The 21,959-nt window shown below is 59.2% G+C and carries 23 protein-coding genes; 10 read left to right on the top strand and 13 right to left on the bottom strand.

Going from position 1 to position 21,959, the window contains the following annotated elements:
• Positions 1 to 18 precede the first annotated feature (18 nt).
• The 4 genes from AOA59_RS11175 to AOA59_RS11190 are packed head-to-tail and all read right to left on the bottom strand — an operon-like array spanning position 19 to position 3,950.
• Entirely contained in the window at positions 19 to 1,269 is a 1,251-nt protein-coding gene (locus tag AOA59_RS11175; RefSeq protein ID WP_099487328.1) for an ATP-grasp domain-containing protein, read from the bottom strand.
• Complete coding sequence (locus AOA59_RS11180) at positions 1,266 to 2,213, bottom strand: DMT family transporter (protein WP_143522778.1); 948 nt, start codon at positions 2,211 to 2,213, stop codon at positions 1,266 to 1,268. The genes AOA59_RS11175 and AOA59_RS11180 overlap by 4 nt, the downstream gene beginning before the upstream one ends.
• Complete coding sequence (locus AOA59_RS11185) at positions 2,210 to 3,415, bottom strand: DUF6421 family protein (RefSeq protein ID WP_099487329.1); 1,206 nt, start codon at positions 3,413 to 3,415, stop codon at positions 2,210 to 2,212. Before AOA59_RS11185 ends, AOA59_RS11180 begins: the two co-directional genes overlap by 4 nt.
• Positions 3,402 to 3,950: a hypothetical protein gene (locus tag AOA59_RS11190; RefSeq protein WP_058420961.1), complete on the bottom strand. Its 549-nt coding sequence runs from the start codon at positions 3,948 to 3,950 to the stop codon at positions 3,402 to 3,404. The genes AOA59_RS11185 and AOA59_RS11190 overlap by 14 nt, the downstream gene beginning before the upstream one ends.
• Positions 3,951 to 4,187: 237 nt before the next feature.
• Between AOA59_RS11190 and AOA59_RS11195 the strand changes: the two genes are divergently transcribed.
• The 5 genes from AOA59_RS11195 to AOA59_RS11215 all read left to right on the top strand — a co-directional run bounded on the left by AOA59_RS11195 (position 4,188) and on the right by AOA59_RS11215 (position 8,528).
• Positions 4,188 to 5,399 (top strand): YeeE/YedE family protein, encoded by a 1,212-nt coding sequence (locus tag AOA59_RS11195; protein WP_099487331.1) that lies wholly within the window; start codon positions 4,188 to 4,190, stop codon positions 5,397 to 5,399.
• Between the two features lie 26 nt (positions 5,400 to 5,425).
• Positions 5,426 to 6,301: a LysR family transcriptional regulator gene (locus AOA59_RS11200; protein ID WP_099487333.1), complete on the top strand. Its 876-nt coding sequence runs from the start codon at positions 5,426 to 5,428 to the stop codon at positions 6,299 to 6,301.
• 111 nt (positions 6,302 to 6,412) lie between these two features.
• Positions 6,413 to 6,838, top strand: a complete 426-nt coding sequence (locus tag AOA59_RS11205; RefSeq protein ID WP_056861174.1) for a VOC family protein — start codon at positions 6,413 to 6,415, stop codon at positions 6,836 to 6,838.
• Between the two features lie 159 nt (positions 6,839 to 6,997).
• Entirely contained in the window at positions 6,998 to 7,540 is a 543-nt protein-coding gene (locus tag AOA59_RS11210) for a cysteine hydrolase family protein (RefSeq protein WP_099487334.1), read from the top strand.
• A 4-nt stretch (positions 7,541 to 7,544) separates the two neighbouring features.
• Positions 7,545 to 8,528, top strand: coding sequence for a GlxA family transcriptional regulator (locus AOA59_RS11215; RefSeq protein ID WP_099487336.1), 984 nt, complete (start codon positions 7,545 to 7,547; stop codon positions 8,526 to 8,528).
• Here the strand turns inward: AOA59_RS11215 and AOA59_RS11220 are convergent.
• Positions 8,499 to 8,666, bottom strand: a complete 168-nt coding sequence (locus AOA59_RS11220; RefSeq protein ID WP_065931392.1) for a DUF2986 domain-containing protein — start codon at positions 8,664 to 8,666, stop codon at positions 8,499 to 8,501. The genes AOA59_RS11215 and AOA59_RS11220 overlap by 30 nt on opposite strands.
• A gap of 140 nt (positions 8,667 to 8,806) precedes the next feature.
• Here AOA59_RS11220 and panB point away from each other — a divergent pair, with 140 nt between their 5' ends.
• Complete coding sequence (panB, locus tag AOA59_RS11225) at positions 8,807 to 9,622, top strand: 3-methyl-2-oxobutanoate hydroxymethyltransferase (RefSeq protein WP_099487338.1); 816 nt, start codon at positions 8,807 to 8,809, stop codon at positions 9,620 to 9,622.
• Here the strand turns inward: panB and AOA59_RS11230 are convergent.
• The 6 genes from AOA59_RS11230 to AOA59_RS11255 all read right to left on the bottom strand — a co-directional run bounded on the left by AOA59_RS11230 (position 9,610) and on the right by AOA59_RS11255 (position 15,100).
• Complete coding sequence (locus tag AOA59_RS11230) at positions 9,610 to 10,989, bottom strand: PLP-dependent aminotransferase family protein (RefSeq protein ID WP_099487340.1); 1,380 nt, start codon at positions 10,987 to 10,989, stop codon at positions 9,610 to 9,612. The two genes, panB and AOA59_RS11230, sit on opposite strands and share 13 nt — an antisense overlap.
• Positions 10,990 to 11,097: 108 nt before the next feature.
• Positions 11,098 to 11,874: a sulfotransferase gene (locus AOA59_RS11235; protein ID WP_099487341.1), complete on the bottom strand. Its 777-nt coding sequence runs from the start codon at positions 11,872 to 11,874 to the stop codon at positions 11,098 to 11,100.
• Entirely contained in the window at positions 11,871 to 13,226 is a 1,356-nt protein-coding gene (locus AOA59_RS11240; RefSeq protein WP_143522779.1) for an MATE family efflux transporter, read from the bottom strand. Before AOA59_RS11240 ends, AOA59_RS11235 begins: the two co-directional genes overlap by 4 nt.
• Positions 13,223 to 13,927, bottom strand: coding sequence for a JmjC domain-containing protein (locus AOA59_RS11245; RefSeq protein ID WP_065931397.1), 705 nt, complete (start codon positions 13,925 to 13,927; stop codon positions 13,223 to 13,225). The genes AOA59_RS11240 and AOA59_RS11245 overlap by 4 nt, the downstream gene beginning before the upstream one ends.
• Positions 13,928 to 13,954: 27 nt before the next feature.
• Positions 13,955 to 14,845 carry a nucleotidyltransferase domain-containing protein gene (locus AOA59_RS11250; protein WP_099487346.1) on the bottom strand — a complete coding sequence of 297 codons (891 nt, stop codon included), beginning with the start codon at positions 14,843 to 14,845 and terminating at the stop codon, positions 13,955 to 13,957.
• 72 nt (positions 14,846 to 14,917) lie between these two features.
• Positions 14,918 to 15,100 (bottom strand): hypothetical protein, encoded by a 183-nt coding sequence (locus tag AOA59_RS11255; RefSeq protein WP_099487348.1) that lies wholly within the window; start codon positions 15,098 to 15,100, stop codon positions 14,918 to 14,920.
• Between the two features lie 453 nt (positions 15,101 to 15,553).
• Between AOA59_RS11255 and AOA59_RS11260 the strand changes: the two genes are divergently transcribed.
• Together AOA59_RS11260 and AOA59_RS11265 are read left to right on the top strand one after the other, a co-directional pair.
• Positions 15,554 to 16,537 carry a DUF1852 domain-containing protein gene (locus tag AOA59_RS11260; protein WP_099487350.1) on the top strand — a complete coding sequence of 328 codons (984 nt, stop codon included), beginning with the start codon at positions 15,554 to 15,556 and terminating at the stop codon, positions 16,535 to 16,537.
• A gap of 27 nt (positions 16,538 to 16,564) precedes the next feature.
• Positions 16,565 to 17,599 carry a methionine synthase gene (locus AOA59_RS11265; RefSeq protein WP_099487352.1) on the top strand — a complete coding sequence of 345 codons (1,035 nt, stop codon included), beginning with the start codon at positions 16,565 to 16,567 and terminating at the stop codon, positions 17,597 to 17,599.
• Positions 17,600 to 17,842: 243 nt separating this feature from the next.
• Here the strand turns inward: AOA59_RS11265 and AOA59_RS11270 are convergent, their stop codons facing one another.
• The gene (locus tag AOA59_RS11270; RefSeq protein WP_099487354.1) at positions 17,843 to 19,270 is read right to left on the bottom strand and encodes an MFS transporter; all 1,428 of its coding nucleotides are present in this window, start codon (positions 19,268 to 19,270) and stop codon (positions 17,843 to 17,845) included.
• A gap of 95 nt (positions 19,271 to 19,365) precedes the next feature.
• Here AOA59_RS11270 and AOA59_RS11275 point away from each other — a divergent pair, with 95 nt between their 5' ends.
• Positions 19,366 to 19,989, top strand: coding sequence for a metalloregulator ArsR/SmtB family transcription factor (locus AOA59_RS11275; RefSeq protein WP_204839903.1), 624 nt, complete (start codon positions 19,366 to 19,368; stop codon positions 19,987 to 19,989).
• A gap of 290 nt (positions 19,990 to 20,279) precedes the next feature.
• Here the strand turns inward: AOA59_RS11275 and cynR are convergent, their stop codons facing one another.
• Positions 20,280 to 21,176, bottom strand: coding sequence for a transcriptional regulator CynR (cynR, locus tag AOA59_RS11280; protein WP_099487356.1), 897 nt, complete (start codon positions 21,174 to 21,176; stop codon positions 20,280 to 20,282).
• A 111-nt stretch (positions 21,177 to 21,287) separates the two neighbouring features.
• Here cynR and AOA59_RS11285 point away from each other — a divergent pair, with 111 nt between their 5' ends.
• Positions 21,288 to 21,929 carry a carbonic anhydrase gene (locus tag AOA59_RS11285; protein WP_099487358.1) on the top strand — a complete coding sequence of 214 codons (642 nt, stop codon included), beginning with the start codon at positions 21,288 to 21,290 and terminating at the stop codon, positions 21,927 to 21,929.
• Positions 21,930 to 21,959: the final 30 nt, after the last annotated feature.

Genomic DNA, 21,959 nt, shown 5'->3' on the forward strand with positions numbered 1-21,959 from the left:
CCCGGCTACGGGTGGTATTTATTGGTTCCAGTTGATGCTCAATGACGCATCAAGCCATTGGTGGTACGCGTTCGCCGCCTCATCCGAGGCATGTACCGAGAAGATGAACCCTGGGTAGCCGCCAAACGCGGGAGGGGGTGGTGAAAGGTGTCCGGCCTCGAAAAAGGTCACGATCCGTGCGGTTTCTGGGTGTTGCTCGACCTTTTCCAGCCCGCTGAAACCGTTGAAACGGCCATCGCCGCGCAGAGGAATGATGTAGTTTGCAGCCACTCTGGCGGCCGGCAGTACATCGGGCAGTGCCGGGGTCGGCAGACCCAGGGCAGCCTTCATGCACAGTGCGGCGAACGACACGCCGGTGCTCTGTTCCACCACAAAGTGCGAGACCCCCGAGCCCCCTATGCGTGCGCCGATTTCAATCACGTAGGCTTGCTGCTTGGCATCCAGGCGCAGCTCCACATGGGCGGCGCCCATGGTAATGCCCAACGCCTTGACCCCGGCGCGCGCGGTTTCGCACAGCGCCATGATCAAGGGGTCGTCGATATCTCGACGCTGGCGGTAGATCGTTTCTTCAAACCAGGGCCCTTCGGGTTGGCCCTTGTCGCCCACGGCCAGGACATGCACCCCTTCGATGTCGACAAAGCACTCCACGACGAATTCTTTACCCGGCAAATACTGTTCAACAATCAGGCCTGCGGCTTTGTCCTGGTCATAGAAACGTGCCAGGTCCTTGCTCTGGACCTCCCAGACCGCGTTGACCAGGGCGGGAAGCTCTTCGGCCGTTTTGGCCAGCATCACACCGGTGCTCGACCAGCCGGAGAGCGGCTTGATCACCAGGGGCAAGCCCAGGGCGCGGGTTTGGGAGAGGTCGTGGGGGTTATCAATGTAGCAAAAGCCCGGCGACCTCAAGCCTGCCTCGGCAAAGGCCTGACGCATCAGGTACTTGTTGCGGGCCAGCGCCGCCACATGGGGATCGATGCCAGGTGTACCGATTTTTTGCGCCGCCAGCGCCGTCCAGATGATCGCTTCTTCGCGAACCGTCATGACCCCGCCAATCCCTCTCTCTTGCGCGCCGGCCGCGAACGCTTCCAGCGCCACCTGCGGCTCGTCGAACACCGGCAGCTGCCAGGTCGACGTGACCGCCGGCAATTGAGCGGGGGCGCTTTCGGTCGTGTCGTAAATCAGTACCAGCTCAATACCTGCCGCTTCTGCGGCCTCAAATACAAAGGACAACTTGGCACTGCGGTGGCAAACCAACGCCAGCTTTTTCATTGTATTTCCTCACTAACCGGTGGGTTTGGGGCGCGACGCTTGAACGTCCAGCCCGAGGCGCCTGATGCATCCATGAATAACAGGGTGATCCCCACCATGACCGCAATCATCGCGACGATTTTTACTGCACCCAAGGTCGTGCCGGAGCCGATCAACCACTCACCGGTGACCACGGCGAACGGCGCCAGCAAGCCAATCGCATTGGCATACAGCACGCCGCCCTCGGCCAAAACCTTCTGGTACAACACATACACCGGCGCCGAGCAGGCAGCCCCCAAAATCAGCACTTTGAGCGCGTCCTCAAGGTTCAGGAGCAACAAGGGCGCGGGGTCGAGAATGAACAGCGGCACAAAGCACGCCGCGGCGATCAGCGTGACCCAGGCCAGCGAGTTGATCAGTGGCAGATCCTTGAGGTAACGCTTGGACAGCAGGCCATAAACGGCGTAGGAAAGCGCCGCGACCAAGGCCAGCGCAATGCCTGAGGCGCTGACTGCGCCAACGTCGCCGGTGTGGGTATTGAACGCCAGCGCCGCGACACTGACGATCACCACTCCCGCCAGCTTGAGCCAGGAAAACCCCAGGCTGCGGGTCAGCAGACCCAGCAGGTAGGTAATGCCCGGAATCGTCGCCAGGACCATGGTCAGGTCGCTGGCTTTCAGCGTTTTCAAGGCGCCGAAGCTGCAGACAAAGTAGAGCGAGAACCCCAGGATCGACAGGATGAAAAACCCCGGCATCCTGGCGAACAAGGGCTTGGAAGCCTGCGGCGGCCGTGTGCTGAACGCCACGATCAGCCATAAGGCGGCCGTTGTGGCCCACAGCCTGAGCCCAACGGCATGCATCACCGCAAGGCTACCGAGCAGGCTTTTCGACAGCAGCCAACTGATCGAGAACAACGCGAGAATGGCCACGGTGAACAGCAGCAGGCGGACCTTCAATGCATTCATTGGGGGCACTCGGCCAGCACGCGGCGTGCGTAGTGCGTGGCCGGGAAATTGAAGCGTGCCAGTGGGGTTTGCGGTGCGCCTAGATGCTGCTGCACATAAGCTTTGGCACCCGCCAGATAGGCCTCGTCGTCGAGTGCTTCGAGGGCCTCGATATCGGCGATCATCGACACCAGCTTTTGGCCAAGACGTTCGCTGTCGAAGGTGAGGTGACCGTGCTCGGTTTCGATCAATGCCTTGGCATTGATCAGCATCTCGAACAGCAAAATCCCGGTGCCGGCATCGAACGTCATGTGCTGGTCCGAGCCTTTGGGGTAGCGGAACATGCGTTCGAGCAGGATGAACTCGGCGATTTCACGCCAAAAGTCCGGACGGTGTTCCAGCACCAGGCGCACCGTAATCAGGTCACACTTGGTTTCTTCCAGCAGGCCGGTAAACCAATTCAGCTTTATGTAGAGGTTTTTGTCCAACGGGCGTGGCCCGGTGTGGTGCGCATAGTCGTGGTAATAACCCCACAGGCAACGCGCGTCGTACATATCTGACTCAGACATCTGGCGGCTGCTCAGTTGGCCGAACAGGAACGGGCTCTGGCGCCCGAACAAGCGGTCTGCCTCGACGAGTGTCTGCTCGTTGTAGATACGCAGAAACTTGCTGAAGAAGAACAACGCGAAGGTCTGTTTATCGACCTTGGCTGCCGTCGCCACGGACTCTGGAAACAGCACAATGCAATTGCCTTGCAGGAACCCCTTCGAGGCCGCTCCCAGCTTGATGCATTGAAACGGTGCCACGTAGTGCTCGGTGTACTGCGCGGCCTTTGCCAGGTAAGGGGTTTCACTGCGGTAGCCGGTGACCAACTCCAGCCGAAAGCCTTCGGGGTCTGGGCCGTTGGTCGCGCGCATGGGGGCCAGAAGAAACAAGGCGTCGCCGGGTGCAGGGGTGTTGAAACTGGCGAGTGTCTTATCGAACAAAGGCCGTTGATCCAGGCCATTCTTCAGCCAGTTGCCCAGGTCTGCCAGCGTCGCCGTCAGCAGCGGCGCAGACAGCCCGTCGATCATTGCGGCGTGCCGGTCAAGCTCGGCGATCAAGCGGTTGATGCGGGCCTGGTCGGCCAGGTCCGGGGCCTTGATGCTGCCATCCAGTTCCTGGCGGGCACGCACTTCATTGACGATATTGACCAGGGTCGACAGCGGTTCAGGCTTTTGCATGGTCGGCTCGCTTCAGCGAATGGACCAGAAAGGCCATCGGCACCTGGCCGAAATCCTCAATGATGTTCAGCTCATGCAGGTCTGCCGCGACCACGGTGGTCACGCACGCATCTGCCTTGCCGGTGCTGCACAGCACGGCGGCATCGGCATTGCTGTTGGCAAACACCTTGCGGTAATGGCTGGCCACCAGGGATTGGGGCGCGGGATGGGTTGCCACACTCTTTATCTGGTCGGCGCTGGTACGACTGGCAAGCACCATGGAGTGGGTCGGCATGATGAAGCTGTCGCACAACTCCATATCGCCCAGGCGGGTAAAAATCAGTGTATGCAAATCGGGATAGGCGGCGCAGCTTAAAAGATAACCGTCCTGTTTTCCGGACAACTCATCAAAGGCTTGCTCAAGCGTCTCATGCAGAACAATTCGCTGCGTGCCATTGCGCTCTTCACGAGAGTCAAGCCACCACTGCGCGGCGGTGGCGCAATTGGTACCCTCGGGGCCGAGGGTATAGATAGTCGGACTGATAGCCGTGTGCATGCTTTAACTTCCTTGTCAGAGCCCACCGGACAGCGGGCCAGAATCCATTCCTGCCACCTGTTGGTGGCTGCCTTGGCGCAGGTTACTGTAGGTTTTTTGTTCAAGCAATACACCCGGCTAAACTAAACTTTGCCACCTTCGCGGCCTTGCCTCGCCGTCTGAATTCCTGCAAAGGCCGACCCTGTCAGGGTTTATACTCACCGCCAATCTCCCCCCCGATCAGATCCGAGAAAGCCCATGAGCACCTCCCTTTCCCTGAGCCCCGCGCGCAAGCCCATCGCGCCTTTGGTGGCTTTTATCATCCTGGTGGCCGGCGCCGTATTCCTGCAAAACAGCGTCGGCTCGCGCCAGGTGCTGTTACTGGTGGTCGGCGCGGCGTTGGGCTTGACCCTGTACCACGCCGCTTTCGGGTTCACGTCGGCCTGGCGCGTATTTATCAATGATCGGCGCGGCGCCGGCTTGCGCGCACAGATGGTCATGCTGGCAGTGGCGGTGTTGCTGTTCTTCCCGGCGCTGGGAGCGGGCACGTTGTTCGGCCAGCCGGTGGTCGGGCTGGTAGCACCGGCTGGCGTGTCGGTAGTGTTCGGGGCGTTTATTTTTGGTATCGGCATGCAGTTGGGCGGCGGTTGTGCATCCGGCACGCTGTTCACCGTGGGCGGCGGCAATGCGCGCATGCTGGTGACGCTGTTGTTCTTTATCTGTGGCTCGCTGATTGCCACGCACCATGTGGATTGGTGGTTCGCGTTGCCGGCGTTCCCGGCGGTGTCCATCGTAAAGAGCTTCGGCGTGTTGCCGGCCATGGTTCTGAGCCTGGCCGTGTTTGCACTCATTGCGCTGGTTTCCGTGCGCTTGGAGAAGGGCCGTCACGGCCAGCTTGAACCAGGCGTGACCAGCGAGCACATCGGTCTGCGCCGTTTCCTGCGCGGGCCTTGGCCGTTGGTGTGGGGGGCAATCGGCCTGGCACTGCTTAACTATGCGACCCTGGCGCTGGCCGGGCGGCCCTGGGGCATTACCTCGGCGTTCGCGTTGTGGGGTGCCAAAGTGGCCGGCGGCTTGGGTGTGGACGTGGCCAGTTGGGCGTTCTGGCAAATGCCGGGCAACGCCAAAGCCCTGGCAGCCCCCGTGTGGCAAGACATCACCAGCGTGATGGACATCGGCATCGTCCTCGGCGCGCTGTTGGCTGCGGGCCTGGCCGGGCGTTTTGCCCCAAGCCTGAAAATCCCGGCGCGCTCGCTGGTGGCCGCCGTGATCGGTGGTTTGATGCTGGGCTATGGTTCGCGCCTGGCCTACGGCTGCAACATCGGCGCGTACTTCAGCGGCATCGCCTCCGGCAGCCTGCATGGCTGGGTGTGGTTGGTGGCAGCGTTTATCGGTAACAGCGTGGGTGTGCGCCTGCGGCCGTTCTTCTTCGCAGGCGAACGACCGCAGGTGGCCTTGAGCGGATGCTGAACCCCAACGAGCGATAGGGCAGGCCCATGATCAGAGAGTTGAGAACCTTTGTAAGCGCCGCCCGCCGTGGCACCTTTGCCGCCGCCGGGCAGCAGGTGGGGCTGACGCAATCGGCTGTGAGTGCGCAGATCAAACACCTCGAGGACGCCCTGGGCGTCAAGCTGTTCGACCGCACCGGTCGCTCCGCCACGCTCAATGCGGCCGGGCAGCGCGCGGTGCCGCTGGCGGAGGAGATCCTCGATATTTTCTCGCGCATGGGCGCGCCCGACAGCGCCAACAACTTTCACGGTTCGCTGCGCATCGGCGCCATCGGCAGTGTGCAAACCGGCCTCCTGCCCCAGGCGCTGGTCGCGCTTAAACGCCGCGCGCCGTTTATCGAGGTCAGCCTGGTGCCCGGCGTATCGCTCAACCTGCTCAGCCAGGTGGATGCCGGTGAGCTGGACCTGGCGATCATGATTCACCCGCCCTTCAACCTGCCCAAAGACCTGAATATCGAAGTGATCGCCCGCGAACCCTTTGTGCTGATTACCGCCAAGGACGTGCAGGGCGACGACCCGCTGCAGATTCTGCGTGAACACCCCTTCGTGCGGTATGACCGTGGCTCCTTCGGCGGGCGCCAGGTCACGCAGTTTCTCAAGGAACACAAGCTCCAGACCCGGCAGGCGCTGGAACTCGACGAACTGGACGCCATCGTCAAGATGGTGCGCAGTGGCCTCGGCGTGTCGCTGGTACCGCTGGCCGGCCTGTGGCTGGAACATGGCAGCGACGTGCGGGTTTTGCGATTGGACACGCTCACGTTCTACCGTGAAATCGTGCTGCTGACCAAGTACACCCAGCGCCAATTGCCACTCTTCGAATTATTCAGGGCGTGCGTCATCGAAGTACTGGGTGCGCCGAAGTAGGGCGCGAGCATCAAAATTATTGAGGCTCAGGGCGAAGGATATCCGCTTTATCCGTGGGGCTTTGTGGTGAAGAATCGGGTTCTAACCCAACAGAACCTGCAGGTAGCCACCGTGAGCCTTTCTCCCTTTCATCTAGCGATTCCCGTCTACGACCTGGCCGCCGCGCGTCACTTCTACGGCGATGTGTTTGGCCTTTCGGAAGGGCGCTCCAGTGCGCAATGGGTCGACTTCGACTTCTACGGCCACCAACTGGTGATTCACGAGCACCCCAAGACTGCATCCCAGGAATCGGTGCACTCCAACCCCGTGGACGGCCACGATGTGCCGGTGCCGCATTTCGGCATCATCCTGCAGTGGGACCAGTGGGAGGCCCTGGCTGACCGGCTGCGCGCGCGTGAGACCCGGTTTGTGATCGAACCCTACATCCGCTTCAAGGGTGAGGTGGGCGAGCAGGCCACCATGTTCCTGTTCGACCCGTGCGGCAACGCCCTGGAGTTCAAGGCGTTCAAGGACATGAGCCAGCTGTTCGCCAAGTAATTGCTCACCGTGCGGCAAACTTCTCAGGGTGATTTGCGCGGCTGATCGGGTATGTCCGAATCGGTCCTGAAGTGGTCCGCCACCTGCCTGTCGCTCATCGACAGGTGTGCTTACCATGGCTTGCATCAACCACTGTGATGCAAGCCAAAAGGACCTATCATGAGCCGCAAAGCCCTTATCGTTATCGATGTGCAGCAGTCATTCCGTCACTCTGATTACTGGTCCGAAAATGACCTGCCACAGTTCCTGAAAAAACAGCAGGCGCTGATCGATGGGTGTGTTCAACAGGGCATCTCGGTGATACAAGTCTTCCATGTTGAAGACCAAGGGCACTTTTCGATGGCATCGGGCAATGTCAAAACCTTGAGCGAGTTGTCGATCAACCCCGACCTGATCATTCACAAACGCTTTCACAGTGCTTTCGCCGGCACGCCTTTGGCTGCACGGCTTACGGAGATGGGTGTGAGCGCGCTGATCATCAGTGGCATCCGCACCGAACAGTGTTGCGAAACCACCACCCGGCAGGCGTCGGACAGCGGTTTTGCGGTGGATTTTGTCAGCGAGGCAACGCTGACCTTCCCGATGACCCACGCACGCAGTGGCCGCGAGTACAGCGCCGCCGAGATTCGTGAGCGTACCGAACTGGTGCTGGAAGAGCGCTTTGCGCGCATCGTCACCGTCGCCCAGGCCTTGGAGAGTTGAACCCGTGAGCGTGCCGGTGCTGTTCGTGCTGTTGCCCAATGTGCTGATGCTGGACCTGGCCGGCCCCGCCGAGGTGCTGCGCCTGGCCGCGCAAAGCGAGGACCCGGCAGCCATTGACTTCGACTTGCAGTACGTCAGCCCGGTGCCCGCGCTGCAAACCTCCATCGGCTTGCCGCTGGCCGGCTTGGCGCCATTGCCGCCAAGCCTGGCGCCCGGCACGCTGGTGGTGTTGGTCGGCTCCACGTCGAAGGTGAGCAAGGCGCAGCGCCAAGCGTTTGAGTCGGCCAGCGACACGCTGACCCAATGGCTGCAAAGCGTGTTTGCGCCGTCGGGCCAGCGGTTGGTCTGCGTGTGCGCCGGGGCATTGAGTGCCGCCCGCGCCGGGTTGCTCGATGGCCGCCAGTGCACCACCCACCACGCGCTGTGCGCGGCATTGCAGGCCCTGGCACCCAAGGCCCGGGTCCTGGAAAACCGGCTGTATGTCACGGACGGCCCGGTCAGTTGCAGCGCCGGTGTCACGGCGGGCATCGACCTGATGCTGCACCTGCTCGCCGAGTTGGCCGGGCCTCGCCTGGCCTGCAGCGTGGCGCGCGACATGGTGGTGTACATGCGCCGCAGCGGCGCCGACCCGCAGCTCTCAGCCTGGATCAGCGGTCGCAACCACCTGCACCCGGCCGTGCACCGTGTGCAGGACGCCATCACCGCGGCGCCTTGTAAAGCCTGGACCGTCACACGCATGGCCGAACTGGCCTGCACCAGCAGCCGACACCTGGCGCGGCTGTTTCACGAACACGTGGGCATCAGCCCGCTGGATTACCTGCACACGCTGCGTATCACCGTGGCCCGTGAACTGCTCATGGCGTCGAGCCTGGACATGGAAACCGTTGCCGAACGTGCAGGCTTTGGGTCAGCCCGGCACCTGCGACGAATCTGGAACAAGTATGAGGTGGGCACGCCCTCAAGCGGGCGTGTCGGCAGCGCTGGTTGAGGCCTGATCGGCCTCGGCCTCGAGTTTGGCGCGGTCGGCTTTGCTGATGTATTTATCTTTGCTTTTGGGCGCCAGTTTGGCGCTGGCCTTCTTGGCTTTGGCCTTGAAGAGCTGCTTGAGTTTTTTCTGGCGGTTCATGTCTCGGTGCCTTTTGGGTGAGGGCCGGGATGATATCAGGTTAAAAACCTGGGTCGCTTTTTAGCGTCAATCTGTGCATTGAACGCCCTGGGGTTTTACCAATAATCGGGCCGTGAATTCAGCACAAACGGAAAACACCGATGAGCCTCCACACCCGCAGCAAACGCTTGACCGTCCCGCAACTGGTCGCCATGAAGGGCCAGCAGAAAATCGTCTCCCTCACCGCGTACTCCAGCGCCATCGCCAAGCTGATCGACCCGCTGGTCGACTTCATTCTGGTGGGTGATTCCACGGCGATGGTCGGCTATGGTCGGGCGTCGACCTTGAGCATGCAACTGGAAGAAATCATCGGCCACACCCGCGCCGTGGTCGACAGCACGCGCCTGGCCTGCGTGATTGCCGACATGCCGTTTGGCAGCTATCAGGAATCCAATGAGCAAGCGTTTCGCAACTGCGCCCAAGTGCTGGCGCGCACTGGTTGCGATGCGGTGAAGCTGGAGGCCAACGTGGCACTGGCGGGCACCGTTGAGTTTCTGGTGGCGCGCGGCATTCCGGTGATGGCCCATGTGGGGTTGATGCCGCAGTTCGTCAACGTGATGGGCGGCTTCAAGGCACAAGGGCTTACCGCCGAAACTGCTGCTGTGATTGCCGCGGATGCCCGTGCCAATCTGGAGGCGGGCGCCTTCAGCCTGTTGCTCGAAGGTGTGGCCGAAGGTGTTGCGCGGCAGATCACCCTGGATTCGAAGATGCCCACCATCGGCATTGGCGCCTCACCTGCGTGCGATGGCCAGGTGTTGGTGACCGAAGACTTGTTGGGGTTGGGCGGCGAGCACCTGCCGCGCTTCGTCAAGCAGTACGCGGATGTAGGGGTGGTGATTCGCGATGCCTGCGAGCGGTTTGCCGATGACGTGCGCCATGGCCGTTTCCCCGAAGCGCGGCATTGCTACGGGCTTTGATCAATCGCCTCTGCCAATCGCTTTACGGCCTGGGCGATATCCTTGCTCCAGTCGAGGGTGTAGCTCAGGCGCAGGTGCTGCGGCCAGGCGCCGTGCTGGCTGAACAGCTCGCCAGGGGCGATGACGATGCGCTGGGCCAGCAGGCGCTCAAACACCTGGCGCATATCCACCGCATGCGGCGCTTGCAGCCAGAAGCTGGCGCCGCCGTGGGGCGCAATTACCTGCCAATGTTCCTCCAGCAAGGCTTTCATGCCGGTCATGCGCTCCAGCAGCAGCGCCCGCAGCGTTTTCAAATGCGCGTCGAGTCGCTTGGAGGTGAGCAGCTTGGCGATCGCCTTTTGCCGGATCGGTGACAGGCGAAACCCACGCTCCAGAAACACCCGGTGCAATTGCGGCCCCTGCCCGCGACACATCACATAGCCATACGGCGCTTCCGAGCCGATGACTTTATCGAAGGTCGAAAACACCAGCAGCCTCTGCGGGGCGGCGAAGTCGCGATAACGCGGCGGCTGCGCTTGGAAATACAACTCGCCGTAGGTGTCGTTTTCAAACAGCCAGATAGCCCGCGCCGCCAGCCAGCCGCAGATCTGCTGCTTGTCCTGTGCCGGCATCACGCCGCCCTGGGGGATATTCACCGTCGACGACAGCACCGCCAGGCGAATCGGTTCACGCATCAGCACGCCTTCCAGCGCCGCCAGGTCGAAACGCCCGTGGGCGTCGAGGGGCATTTCGATCACGCGAATCTTCGCCGCCTGCAACTGGCGCAGGATCGCCCACGAACACGGTGACTCTACCAGCGCCACCGTGCCGCACAGGTCCAGGGCATTGAGTGCCGCATCCAGCACGCTGTGCAAGTCCGCGCCGATATACACCTGGTCGGCCTGCCAGTAGCGGTCGGCGGATTGGGTGTAGCGCTCGGCCAATGCGGCGCGCAACTCGGGCTCACCGAAGGGTAAATAAAGCGGCGCGAGAGAGCGTGGGTGCTGGCGGGTCAGTTCACGTTCGAGCATCAGCAGCGGGTTTTCCAGCGACAACAGCACCGCCGGTGCATCGCTGCTCAAGGCCAGCATTCCCGGCTGACGGGCATTGGCGAACACCTGGTCGAGCAAGTTGGTGTCAGGGGAGGTTGCAGTGCAAATCATGGCTCTTATGAAATAGCCCTGTTTGGGCCGGGCGTAGATCCGCCCTTCATCCTCAAGCAAGGCATAGGCGTATTTGGTGGTCGATACCGACACGCCAAGGCGCTCGGCCAATTGGCGCAGGGACGGCAGTTTGCGCTCGCTTGGCGACGGGCTGGCGTCGATCAACTCGACGAGGTAGCGGTAGACCGTCTGATAGGCGAAAGCGCTGTTTTGGGTGCTATTCATGCTCACTCGAACCGTTCGAATCCCCTGTGGTGGGGCCGGTCCAGTATTACGCAAGGCCGTTGAATACGGAAACTGCTGGGGGCCTTCGAGCCATAGGGCAGACGCCCGCTATCCGGTTTGCGCCGGGAACTTGCGCAATAATTGTTGGTAGGTGGCGTTAAGGGCGCGGTCCAGTGGCGTGGCTTGCGCGTCCGGGCGGGGCGCGTCACAGCGTGTTCGCAAGGGGTTGATGACCAGTTCCGCCTGCGCATTGACGGTAGCCAGTGTGGGGCGCGCGACGCTGCTAGCATGGCTTTTGGATAGAACTGCCCTGTCAAACGAGCCGGACACACCGTAGTGGTTAAGCTGGGTGTTCAAGTGGTCCAGTGTCGCCAAGGGGGCGGCACACAGCGCGTCATAACTGATGCCGATCGAAGCGGGGTGTTGGCATTGCAGGATGCGGTTATTCAGGTCGCTCCAGAGCTGCGCGCGGTTGTCGTCGCTTGGCCCCGCCCACTCGTAACCTTGATCCCAGGAGCGCCTCAGGCTCTGGATAACCCCTGAATAGTGGCGAAACATATAAATAAACAGTGCAGTGGGGTGCAACGCCTGCAGTTGCGTGAGTATTCGTGCATTCCACGGTGTGGAGTCGCACAGGATCGGTTTTTGCGGGTTGGCTGCCCTGATGTCGTCAAGGAAGTCCAGCGCGTTGCCCATCAGGTTGGCGCGATAAGCCTCGGCATACGGCCCCGGCGTTCTCCTGAAAGCCTCCTGGCTGACTTGGGTTGAGAAATACGATACGCCCAACTCCCCGCAGTAATTCACGTTAGCCAGTGACCCCAGCAACTCCCCCATCAATGTATTGCCCGAACGCGGGCAACCACAGACAAAAATCATCTCGATCATTTCAGGCTGCCCTCGCAGGAAGCGCTTCCCACGGGTGGGCCAGCGGGCAGAGACTCGTCACTTTTAAACGATTTTGAAATACGCAAGCCGATAGCGACAAGGCCAATCACGCTGCACAACAGGAAGACAGAGAACAGAAGGCTGGTTCGCTCAGCGGATGCCGGCTGGGCGTAGGCAATGTAAAAGACTAAAGGGAGCTTGATCAGCGCGGACAGTACAAATGTCAGTTTTTTGATAAAGGTCGTATCGCCTTTGGCACGCAAGACTGCCCGTTGCGCGAAGAGGGTGATGCAACTGATCAGTGTGATCAGGCTAATTAGAAAAATGACACCGGAGGGCGGGCTGGTTGGCTGTAATGCGTGGTAGAGGTAGACATAACAGACGGCCGCGCAAAACAGTGCCAGCGGCAGGCTGTAGAGCAGATAACCAGTCACCGTGACGCTATAGGTGCGTCTGCTTTCATTAATGGCTTGCGCGATAAACACCGAGGCGGCGGTTGCAAAACCCAGCGAAACACCTTGAAGCATCGCCGTCGTTGAAAAGTAAAAACTCATTAACGCCACGAATTGAACATCCTCAACCAGCACGTACAGAATCAGGAAGTCCACCAGCGTTGAAACACTCATTGCCATGAACAAGTTGAACGCATCTGCGCTAAAACTGTTTTGAAAGGTGGGCTGGATGCCCGGCGCGTGATGCGCTGTCACGGGGGCGCATGCAACCAGGCGTTTGTAAGCGCGGATCATCAGCGCCAGATAGATGAGCTGCGCCACTGCACAGCCGGCGCCCACATACGCCAGGTCAAGTTTGAAATACAGGACACTGACGGCTGAAAAGGCGCCGCCAAGGCTCAGTGAAACAAGCAAGGCGCGGAAAATATCGTGGCCCTGCTTCTTGGCAATCAACGCCATGTAATAGGGGCTTGCCAAGGTGACGGCAATATAAGAAATCGCCATCCAACGCAAATAGGTCGGTACCGCATCGACGTCGCCATTCGGCTCTACCAGTCGGGTAATGGCGTGGGCCCCGAGGAAAAATATGACAAAGCAGGCCACCGCGCCCAGCACCGAAAAACGCACCATGCGTTTGAGCATGGCGTCGAACGCCGCGCGCTGATGGTCGCCATTCAATCGGTTGAGCCGTATGCTGCCGGCGCCGTTCATGGCAATGATCATGGCGCCATAAATAAAATAGATTCTATTGATGTACCCGGCAGACGCCGCTGCACTCAAGCTGATAGTAGCGGCCAGGAAAATACTCAACATGTTCTGCGCGGCATTCACGCAATTGCTCAGCACCAACGGTAGAGCGGTTTTCAGTACGGGCCGCCATTCGGGTAAGGCATGTTTCACTTCACGTCACCCCATATGAATTTGTGCAGCGGTCGCGGCGTCATCCACACATTGAGGTGGCTTGAGTGCTCGTCAGTGGGCAGCGCACGATGAATCGTGCAGCGAGGCAGGTACATCACGTCACCGGCCTGCAGGGTTATTTCGTAGCTCGGTGCATGTTCCGCCACGTGCGCTCTGACCATAGGCGTATAAAAGTGCGGGGATGAAACAGCTTCGACGTCTGCAACGATTGCCGGCCACACCTGCCATTTCTTGCTCCCCTCCAGCTGGATGATGAAGGCATCATGGGCGTCAAAATGTTCGTCAAAAAGAGTGCTGGCGGTGGGGGCGTAAAATAGGCAGAAACTGAACGTGAACGGGGACAATTCTGCATTCAAGCGATTGGCCAGTGTGGTGAAGTTACTGTCATATTTTTCCAACCAGCGCAGGTAAACGGCGCACCCTTCCTGTGTGATCAACTCCCGGATATTTTCTTTGATGCACCTGCCGCCTGAGGTGTAGGCGTCACGCTGGCAATACGTTCCATTCTTTATGATCAGCAAATCTTCATGCTCAACAGGGTTGCTCAGCAGGGAGAGAATGTAGTCAGCGCTTTGATTGCCGACCAAGGGCTTGGCTGCGGTTTTCGAGGTGATGAGGGATGTTTCCCAGCGGTGGGGAAACAACACCTGCTTGCTGATGCCAAACAGTTCTTCAAACACGGTTATCTCTCGGCTCGTTGAGGGCATTTAAAGGTGTTCTTCAAGCGCTTGGGTAAACCCTGAAAGCTGGATAAGCAGGTTGTCAGTGGCAGCAGGTGTTGCGCACTCGAAGCATTCGGAAAATGCTGAGATAACGGCGCTTGGATAAATCTCATAGCGCACGGAAAAACGTTGCAGGTGGCGATAGCCTCTGAATAATTGCCCGTTTACAGCAAAGAAAATATGACAAAAAGCCGCATATAAAATCCCGAGCATCTCATAGTAAGTAAAGAAGTCTTTACGGATAAGGTATTTGCTGAGGTTGTAGTTTTTCAGGTACCGGAGTTTGTCTGAAATAATGAGGCTCGCGTGTTCGTAAGAGAGGTCTATGCGCCGTATCAACTCGTCTACTTCAGGGGTTGAATGAAGATAGATACCCTCTTGCAGGTTGGCAAGACAGTCCTGATGGCTGGCTGAAAGGTCAGTCATCGACTGAAAGCTTTCTATCATGTTCTCAAGGCTTTCCAGGCTGATCAGGCGAACATCCAGTTTGTTGTCAGGTGGAAACTCGGTGTCGATTCGATATTCGTATTGCCTATGTTCATAGGGTAAACCAAGGTGTTCCAGGCAGCCGATCAGGTGGCGCTCGGAAGCGATCAGGCATACATCGGTATCGGAGAGTGTATCGGCCGTGCCTTTTGCCAGTGAGCCGCCAATGAACACCGCGTGCAGCCTTGAAATAAATTCACTTGCGCCCTGACAGGCAAGAAAGGCCTGTACATGTTGTCGACGCTCTTCAAGTAACCCGCTGTCAGTCATAGGGTGGTTGGCGGCGGGCAAAAGAATTTGTGCCTCTAATGCATAGAGCGAAAACGGCAGTGCGCAGCGATATTTGCCTGTGCGCTGTATATTCAATGTGTCACCGTGGATTTTTAACATGCGATGAAAGGCCCGGCTTGCAAGTATCAAATAAACTGTGCGTCGTGTGTAACGGTTTTTTCGCGTGGAGAATTACATGTAGCGGGGTTCACCGTCCATCGTGGCGACCATGCCCGATTTGAACAGTTCTTTAGTGGCCAGCAGTGCTTTTACTTCTTTGACGCTGTCAGCAGCGTCAGCGGGTTGAGCGCGGTTGATTTTAGCAGCGAGTGCAGAGAACTTAGCGCGGGAAACGGTTTTCGATTGAGCGGTCATAATCATTCCTTAATTAGTCTGCAAACCGGGATTGATAACGTAGGTGGCTAACGATCGAAAATCAATACGGCATTACAAACTTCATGTTTTTATAATTAAGGCTTAACCGGATTGACTTTAAAGCTTAATCTTTGTGCGGGCGTACCGGCCCGACACTCAGCAGATGCACCACAGCAATGCCCGGTTCGATGGCCAAGCGCAGGCCGAAAGGTGCGAGGGGCAATCCCGACATTTTCGACGATGGCTTTGCGCGCGATCGTGCGGTGTTTGAGGCCTTGCACTCATCATGAGCAGGGCTAAAGGTTTGGTGAAATCAATTCATTATCTCTCCCTCTATGGTCAGCATAAACTGCACCTCATTGTAGATGCAGTAAAGACTTGAGCTGAGCGTCAGCGCTATAAGGCAACCCGTGAATTCAAGTCTGTCTCAACTTTTTGAGGTGTCAGGTTCTCATGAACAACGCGTTTGAGTTTACGATTAAAAGTACTTGTTTTGATGAGCACTATCGCCCTTCTGAAAACACGCGCGTCACCACCAATTTCGCTAATTTGGCGAGGGGCGAGCGCCGCCAGGAAAACTTGCGCAATACCTTGAAGATGATCAATAACCGCTTCAATGCCTTAGCGCATTGGGACAATGCCAAGGGTGATCGGTATGCGCTCGAGCTCGAGATCGTTTCGGCTGAAATGCAGATCGGTGTTGAAGGCAATGGGCAGGCCATTCCGCTGATTGAAGTGTTGAAAACGACGATTGTGGACCGTAAAACCAATGAGCGCCTTGACGGCATCGTCGGCAATAATTTTTCTTCGTATGTACGCGACTATGACTTTAGCGTGGTATTGCTCGGCCATAATAAGGGCCAAGCCGAATTCAGCACGCCCGATAATTTTGGCGACTTGCATGGCAAGCTGTTCAAATGTTTCGTGAGCTCGAGTGCGTACACGCAGAATTTTAAGAAGCTACCGGTTATCTGCCTGAGTGTTTCGAATACCAAGACCTATCATCGCACTGAGAACCTGCACCCTGTGTTGGGTGTTGAATACCGGCAGGATGAGCATTCGTTAACCGATGAATACTTCAAGAAGATGGGCTTGAGCGTTCGCTATTTCATGCCGGCAAACAGTGCTGCGCCGTTGGCGTTTTATTTCTTTGGCGACTTACTCAGCGATTACACCAACCTGGAACTTATCAGCACCATCAGCACGATGGACACCTTTCAAAAAATTTACCGGCCTGAGATTTACAATGCGAACTCGGTTGCCGGTAAAGCTTATCAACCCAGTTTGAAGCATCAGGATTATTCATTAACCCTGATTGTCTATGATCGAGAAGAGCGCAATCAGCTGGCGATAGAGCAGGGCCGGTTTGTTGAGGAGAACTTCATCAAGCCCTATCACGCTGTTCTTGAACAGTGGTCCGCCCACTACGCGGTTTGACTCATTTAAAGCACAAGGTTGTTTACCATGAAAACATTACTGCCCACTTCAACCGCCGGCAGCCTGCCCAAACCCGCCTGGCTTGCCGAGCCCGAGACGCTGTGGTCACCCTGGAAGTTGCAAGGTGACGAATTAATTGAAGGCAAGCAAGATGCCTTGCGCCTGGCATTGCAGGAACAGCAACACGCCGGGATTGATATCGTCAGTGATGGTGAGCAGACTCGCCAACACTTCGTGACGACGTTTATTGAACACCTCAGTGGTGTGGATTTCGAGAAACGTGAAACCGTCAGGATTCGTGATCGCTATGACGCGAGCGTGCCGACGGTGGTGGGCGCCGTTGCGCGCCAAAAGCCGGTGTTTGTCGAAGATGCCAGGTTCCTGCGCCAGCAAACCAACCAGCCGATCAAATGGGCGCTGCCAGGCCCCATGACCATGATCGATACGCTGTATGACAACCACTATAAAAGCCGCGAAAAACTCGCGTGGGAATTCGCCAAGATCCTCAATGAAGAAGCGCGGGAATTGGAAGCGGCGGGCGTCGACATTATCCAGTTTGATGAACCGGCCTTTAACGTGTTTTTCGACGAGGTGAATGACTGGGGTGTCGCCACCCTGGAACGGGCCATTGAAGGCCTCAAATGCGAAACGGCGGTGCATATCTGTTATGGCTATGGCATCAAGGCCAACACCGATTGGAAAAAGACCCTGGGGTCGGAGTGGCGGCAGTATGAAGAAGCCTTCCCCAAGCTACAGAAGTCCAGTATCGATATCATTTCACTGGAATGTCACAACGCCCATGTCCCCATGGAACTGATTGAGTTGATTCGCGGTAAAAAAGTGATGGTCGGCGCCATTGATGTGGCCAACCACGCCATTGAAACGCCCGAGGAAGTGGCCGATACCCTGCGCAAGGCCCTTCAGTTTGTCGATGCCGACAAGCTTTATCCGTGCACCAATTGCGGCATGGCACCTCTGCCTCGCCACGTCGCAAGGGGCAAGTTGAATGCGCTGAGTGCTGGCGCAGAGATCGTTCGAAGAGAGCTCCTAACCGCGCGCTGAGCCACATTGGAAGGGGTGTAATCAGTTGCACTCCCTGTTCAGGATTTACTCTGGCACTTCCCACTACGACGGTCGAGCAACCGAGCTTTCGTGAAGCGCTCGGGCACTCGATGGACGGCCACGCTTGGCTGCCTGATCCCGGCGTAGCACCGTTACGCGCCTTGATCGAGCAACAACAGGGCAACGCTTTGCGCACGCGGCAGTATCGCCGCTGGATCGCCAAGCGTAGCGCGTAGACGGTGGTCAGGACGGGGTCATTTGCGCCGCCGCAACCTTCACCCGCGTCGCCCGCCGCGCCATTACCCAGGCCAGCACCGGCGCCAGGGTAAACAGGGCAAACAACCAGAGTGCCGCGTTGGCGATGCCGGCATTGCCGGTTGCGTCGTTGATACCCGCCACGTTGGAAATTACCCCGGCCAGTGCCGCGCCCAGGGCCATGGCGAACAGCTGCAAGGTGGTGATCGACGCGGCGGCCGTGTCCTTGTCCTGCTCCGACGCCACTTGCAGGATGCGCGTGAGCAGGTGCGGCCAGCCCAGGCCGATGCCGAAGCCGACCAGGAACAGCCCCAGGCAGATCGGCGCCAGCCGCGCCCATTCACCCAGGCTTTCTACTGGCGTGGTGATGGCCAGAAGCACCAGCCCGGCGACGATAAACAGCGGCCCCGCTAGGATCGCGCGCTGTGCGCTGCGGCCGCTCCAGCCGGAGCTGAGGATTTCCGACACGGTCCAGCCGGCCGCCATCAGCGCCGCCATGTAACCGGCAACCAGCGGTGATTGGCCATGCAGGTGTTGCAGGAAATACGGCATGAAAATCTCGCTGCTCATGCCGATCACCAGCAGGCAAGTGGTTGCATACAGCGCGCACAGCGGGGCGTCGAACTTCAGTGCGTCCCTGGGCAGCAGCCGTAGGGTCGCGGTGGATTCGTGGCGGATCAGCGCATACACCAGCACGGCGCACGCTGCGATGCCCAGCAGGTTCCAGCTCGGCAGCGCCGAAACGCTGCCTGCGCACACGGCCAGCACGGCGGCGGCCAACAGCACCAGTTGCGGTACCGGCAAGCGGGTTGGCGTGCTCGCCGTGGCGTCGCGTGGCGGAAGTGCGCGGTGGGTGAGCACCATATAGGCAAGGCTTATCGGCACCATGGCGCCGAAGGCGAAACGCCAGGCATCCATCTCAGCGAATACGCCACCGACCGCCGGGCCGACCAAGGTCGCCACGCCCCACATGCCGGATACGAGCGCCATCGCCCGCGGCCACAGGCGCTCTTCGAACACCAGTTGGATCATCGAGTAACACAGGGCCAGCAACATGCCGCCGCCCAACCCCTGAATCAAGCGCCCGACCAGCATCACCGGCATGTTTGGCGCCAGGGCGCAGATCAGCACGCCAACCATAAAGATCAGCGTGGCGAGGGTATACGCCAGCCTGGGTCCGGTACGTTGAAGCAGCTTGGAGGTGAGGGCTGAGCCGATGATCGAGGCCACCACGTACAGGGTGGTGCTCCACGCATACAGGGCCAGACCGCCGATTTCGGCGACCACCGACGGCAGAATGGTCGTGGCGATATAGGTGTTGGTGGCATACAGCGCAATGCCGCCGGAGAGGGCGATGGAACGGGGGGCATTCTTGCCCCGGAGCAACTCGCTCCAGCTGCTGTCTTGGGTGTGCATCGACGATTCCTTGTGCCGCTGGCAGGCTTGGGTTAATTTGCCAAGTAATTGCTTTGAATATTGCGGCGAGGCTGTTTATTTTGTCAAGAAATGACTTGGAATATTCGCCGGTGTCCCCGGCGGATCGTTTGCTGCACCTGCTCAAGACCCGTGGGCCACAATTGGCCAGTGATGCCGGTGAGTTCCTCGGCACCACCGGTGAAGCGGCACGCCAGCAGTTGGTGAAGCTGGCCGCCAGTGGGTTGGTGGAGGCCCGCTCCGAGGTGCGTGGGGTCGGGCGCCCGACCCAGGTCTGGCAGCTCACGGCGGCGGGGCACGCGCGCTTTCCCGACACCCATTCCGAACTCACCGTGCAACTGTTGCAGACCGTGCGCGAGACCTTTGGTGAAGAGGCTATTGAGCGTCTGATCGATGTGCGCGAGCGCCAGACCCTGGCGTTGTATGAACGTGAGATGCAAGGCGTTCGCGGCCTTAGAGCGCGGGTCGAAAAGCTTGCGGCACTGCGCACGCGTGAAGGTTATATGGCCCAGTGCAGCGAGCAGCCGGACGGCGCGCTGATCCTGGTGGAGAACCATTGCCCCATCTGCGCAGCGGCGACCGCGTGCCAAGGGTTTTGCCGCGCAGAATTGCAGGTGTTCGAGCAGGTGCTACGGGCCAAGGTCGAGCGCGTGGAACATATCCAGCTAGGCGCGCGGCGGTGTGCTTATCGGATTCACTGAACGCGCCGCCGATTAAAGGTGGGAGCTGGCGTGCCAGCGATAGCCATCGGTGTCTACACACCTATTGAGGGTATCCACCTTCCCCTGTGGCGAGCGGGCTTGCCCCGCGTTGGGCTGCGAAGCAGCCCTGAAATCGGGCGCTGCGTTTTTTCAGAAAGAACGCGGTGGCGTTACTGGGGCTGCTGCGCAACCCAACGCGGGGCAAGCCCGCTCGCCACAACAGCCCGTTCAGCCTGTCGCAGCGGGGCGACGATTCGACAAGCCAGCTCCCACCTTTAATCGGTGGCGTTCTAACGCTGGCCTTCTCCTAGTGCTGCTGTTACTTGCTTGGCCACCTCGATAAACGCCCGCGCCGCCGCACTCTGGTACACCCCTTTGCGCTGCATCAACACCGCCGTGCGCTGCAACCGTTGCGGCCCCAGTTCAATCGCGGCCAACTCGGGATGCGCCCGTGCAATCGCGGCCGGCAATAGCGTCGACAGCGTGGTCCTGCGCACCACCTCGATCAATGCGCCAATCACATTGGCCTCCATCACCACGCGTGGGCGGATGCCGTGTTGGTTGCAGTAGCGGTCGATCTGCTCGCGGGTGGCGAAGGCCTTGCTGAGCAAGATCAGCGATTCGTCATTGAGCGCCTGCAACCCGATGGCTGCCTCGCCTGCCAGCGGGTGTTGGTTGCCGACCACCAACGCCAGGGTTTCCACCAGCAGGGGATAGCTGTCGATGTCGGGTGCGTGCGCTTGATCAAAGGCGATGCCCACATCCAGCTCGTCGGCCAGCAGCTGGTTTTCCATCTGCTCCTGGGCGACCTCGCGCACGTTCAAGGTGATGTTTGGGTAGCGGCGGTAGTAGGCTTCCACCAGCGGCCCCACCAGGTAGGTGGTGAAAGTGGGCGTAACAGCAAACCTCAGCGTCCCACGGCTCAAATCGCCCACGTCATGGATCGCACGCTGGCCTTCCTGCAGTTCCTGCGCCGCCCGTAACGCATAGCGCAGGTAAACCTCCCCCGCGTCGGTCAGACGCGTCTTGCGCCCTGAGCGATCAAACAACTGCGCGCCGAGGCTCTCCTCCAACTGCCGCACTTGCTGCGACAGCGCCGGCTGCGAGACATGCAGGGCCGTCGCCGCCCTGGTAAAGCCCTGGTGCTCTGCGACGGCAAGGAAGTAATGGATATGGCGGGCCAGCATGCTCGTACTCATAAGATTATCTGATGCGTTTTATCATATATGAGACTTTTACCTTATTTGAGGGGCTGCGTAACCTTTGCTTCATCGCATCGCGAACCAAAGGAGTCACCCATGCAAGACATCATCGACGGTTTCCTGAAGTTTCAACGTAGCGCCTTCCCCGAGCGTGCCGGTCTGTTCAAAGACCTGGCCAACCAGCAGAGCCCACGGGCACTGTTCATCTCCTGCTCCGACAGCCGTCTGGTGCCGGAACTGGTCACGCAGCGCGAGCCGGGCGACCTGTTCGTGATCCGTAACGCCGGCAATATCGTGCCGTCCTACGGCCCCGAGCCGGGCGGTGTGTCGGCCTCGGTGGAGTACGCCGTCGCCGCCCTGCAAGTCAGCGATATCGTGATCTGTGGGCATTCCGATTGCGGCGCCATGACCGCCATTGCCACCTGCAAATGCCTGGACCACATGCCCGCCGTGGCCGGCTGGTTGCGCTACGCCGACTCCGGCCGGGTGGTCAACGAGGCCCGCCAGCATGTTGACCAACACGCCAAAGTCGCCGCCATGGTGCGCGAAAACGTGATCGCGCAATTGGCCAATATCCAGACGCACCCTTCAGTGCGCCTGGCCCTCGAAGAAAAACGCGTAACCCTGCATGGCTGGGTCTACGACATCGAAAGCGGCTGCATCCAGGCCTTCGATGGCCGTACCGGCCAGTTCGTCGCCCTTGCCGACAACCCGACCGCACGCGCCGTTTCCTACTAATACCCAACTTTTTACCCACGGAGATAACCC

Origin of the sequence: Pseudomonas sp. 2822-15, from assembly GCF_002742515.1 — a bacterium.
Taxonomy (GTDB): domain Bacteria; phylum Pseudomonadota; class Gammaproteobacteria; order Pseudomonadales; family Pseudomonadaceae; genus Aquipseudomonas; species Aquipseudomonas salomonii.

Coding starts and splice junctions, on each gene's coding strand:
- AOA59_RS11210 (WP_099487334.1), top strand. CDS start 6,998: ATGAGCCGCAAAGCCCTTATCGTTATCGATGTGCAGCAGTCATTCCGT.
- AOA59_RS11200 (WP_099487333.1), top strand. CDS start 5,426: ATGATCAGAGAGTTGAGAACCTTTGTAAGCGCCGCCCGCCGTGGCACC.
- AOA59_RS11190 (WP_058420961.1), bottom strand. CDS start 3,950: ATGCACACGGCTATCAGTCCGACTATCTATACCCTCGGCCCCGAGGGT.
- AOA59_RS11270 (WP_099487354.1), bottom strand. CDS start 19,270: ATGCACACCCAAGACAGCAGCTGGAGCGAGTTGCTCCGGGGCAAGAAT.
- panB (WP_099487338.1), top strand. CDS start 8,807: ATGAGCCTCCACACCCGCAGCAAACGCTTGACCGTCCCGCAACTGGTC.
- AOA59_RS11285 (WP_099487358.1), top strand. CDS start 21,288: ATGCAAGACATCATCGACGGTTTCCTGAAGTTTCAACGTAGCGCCTTC.
- AOA59_RS11230 (WP_099487340.1), bottom strand. CDS start 10,989: ATGAATAGCACCCAAAACAGCGCTTTCGCCTATCAGACGGTCTACCGC.
- cynR (WP_099487356.1), bottom strand. CDS start 21,176: ATGCTGGCCCGCCATATCCATTACTTCCTTGCCGTCGCAGAGCACCAG.
- AOA59_RS11250 (WP_099487346.1), bottom strand. CDS start 14,845: ATGTTAAAAATCCACGGTGACACATTGAATATACAGCGCACAGGCAAA.
- AOA59_RS11255 (WP_099487348.1), bottom strand. CDS start 15,100: ATGACCGCTCAATCGAAAACCGTTTCCCGCGCTAAGTTCTCTGCACTC.
- AOA59_RS11175 (WP_099487328.1), bottom strand. CDS start 1,269: ATGAAAAAGCTGGCGTTGGTTTGCCACCGCAGTGCCAAGTTGTCCTTT.
- AOA59_RS11265 (WP_099487352.1), top strand. CDS start 16,565: ATGAAAACATTACTGCCCACTTCAACCGCCGGCAGCCTGCCCAAACCC.
- AOA59_RS11185 (WP_099487329.1), bottom strand. CDS start 3,415: ATGCAAAAGCCTGAACCGCTGTCGACCCTGGTCAATATCGTCAATGAA.
- AOA59_RS11235 (WP_099487341.1), bottom strand. CDS start 11,874: ATGATCGAGATGATTTTTGTCTGTGGTTGCCCGCGTTCGGGCAATACA.
- AOA59_RS11195 (WP_099487331.1), top strand. CDS start 4,188: ATGAGCACCTCCCTTTCCCTGAGCCCCGCGCGCAAGCCCATCGCGCCT.
- AOA59_RS11260 (WP_099487350.1), top strand. CDS start 15,554: ATGAACAACGCGTTTGAGTTTACGATTAAAAGTACTTGTTTTGATGAG.
- AOA59_RS11180 (WP_143522778.1), bottom strand. CDS start 2,213: ATGAATGCATTGAAGGTCCGCCTGCTGCTGTTCACCGTGGCCATTCTC.
- AOA59_RS11220 (WP_065931392.1), bottom strand. CDS start 8,666: ATGAACCGCCAGAAAAAACTCAAGCAGCTCTTCAAGGCCAAAGCCAAG.